General features: G+C 39.4%; 2 protein-coding genes and 1 pseudogene. All 3 read right to left on the bottom strand.

Going from position 1 to position 1,526, the window contains the following annotated elements; all coding sequences use genetic code 11:
* The coding region (locus RTL21_RS11965) for a hypothetical protein (RefSeq protein WP_312096165.1) at positions 1-85 on the bottom strand (85 nt) is incomplete at its 3' end.
* A 225-nt stretch (positions 86-310) separates the two neighbouring features.
* Complete coding sequence (gene fni / locus RTL21_RS11960) at positions 311-1,330, bottom strand: type 2 isopentenyl-diphosphate Delta-isomerase (protein ID WP_312096115.1); 1,020 nt, start codon at positions 1,328-1,330, stop codon at positions 311-313.
* A 16-nt stretch (positions 1,331-1,346) separates the two neighbouring features.
* A pseudogene (locus RTL21_RS11955) lies at positions 1,347-1,526 on the bottom strand (phosphomevalonate kinase); the annotation flags it as partial.

Below are 1,526 nucleotides of genomic sequence, written 5' to 3'. Positions count from 1 at the left end.
GGCGAAAAACAACATCCGTCACATCTTCCATTGGTGCAAGCACAAAAAATGGTCGTGGTAAATCACGCCAAAAATTTTCTGTCATATCTATTCAAATCCTTTCAAAGGGACAAGGGGACAGACCCCTGGTCCCTCCTAAAAATAATAAGTACAAATTTCTTAATTCTTTTACACTTATACCATTTTACAGTACCTTTTATCAAACTAAAGAAAAATTTAACATTATATACTATACCTAAAAAATTATTAAGTGCCTATTTAATATAGTATAGAAGGCAACCAAAAAGGAAGCAAGAACTCCCCTGCTTCCCTACTTAATCCTATCTGTTCCCTTCAACTCTTCAATAGTTGCTGCACCAATCCCAAACATAGCCATCTGCAGCTCTAGCTCCCTGATTTCAAAAACCTCTATCAAATCCTCTGGTGATTCTGTCGCTTCTTTTAAAATCGAACGAGCAAAACCAACCATATCTGCTCCAAGCGCGATAGCCTTAGCAGCATCCATTCCATTTTTGATTCCACCACTAGCAATAATCGGTTTGTCAATCGCTTCGTTAACGGAAACAATACATTCCGCAGTAGGGATTCCCCAGCTAGTAAAAGCCTCAGCTGCTATTTTCTTGATCTTCTCTTTGGAGCGTAGCTTTTCCACTTGGCTCCATGATGTACCACCTGCTCCAGCAACATCAATAAACGAGATGCCAACATCGGTCAATTTTTTCGCGATGGTGCCATCGATTCCAAAGCCAACCTCTTTTGCACCAACGGGGATATCTAGCTGTGTACATACTTGCTCGATTTTCCCTAACAGATCTTTAAAATTCCGATCTCCTTCTTGTTGAATGATTTCTTGAATGCTATTCAAATGGAGAACAAGCATATCTGCTTCTGTCATCTCGATAATTTGTTTACACTGATCGATTCCAAATCCATAATTAAACTGGACTGCACCTAAATTGGCGATGATTGGAATGGTTGGGGCATATTTTCGAATTTGAAAGGATTCTCGATATTTTTCATTTTCAATGAGTGCTCTTGTAGAACCTAAGGCAAATGCCCACCCTCGTTCCTCGGCTGCAATCGCAAGGTTACGATTGATTGTCTCCGCCATCGCAGCTCCACCAGTCATCGAGCTTACCAAAAATGGAGTCTTCATCTTTTTACCTAAAAACGCTGTGTCTAATGTAATTTCGTCATAATCAATTTCTGGCAAGGCATTATGTAGAAAACGATACTTTTCAAGACCAGTCGATATGTTATCACCTGTTACTTTTTCATTTAAAACCAACTCAATGTGCTGGGCTTTTCTTTTGTCAATTGAATCAGTCATTTTTCCAAACTCCAGTCTAATTATATTTGGTTGCAGGGTAGATATCTAATGGAACGACACCAGCCTCCTGCCATTCTTTATGTAATCGTTCAAGCTTGTCTGTACTTATAATAGCAATTCCACAATCACCGCCACCAGCTCCAGATGATTTACCGGCTCCATAACGATTGGCAATCTGAATTAACTTTTCTAATTG

Source organism: Niallia sp. (assembly GCF_031978665.1).
Lineage (GTDB): Bacteria > Bacillota > Bacilli > Bacillales > Cytobacillaceae > Niallia.
This window is presented reverse-complemented; position numbering and strand designations above follow the sequence as displayed.

Excerpts from the sequence above, each read along its gene's own strand:
- fni (WP_312096115.1), bottom strand. The coding sequence starts at position 1,330 with ATGACTGATTCAATTGACAAAAGAAAAGCCCAGCACATTGAGTTGGTT.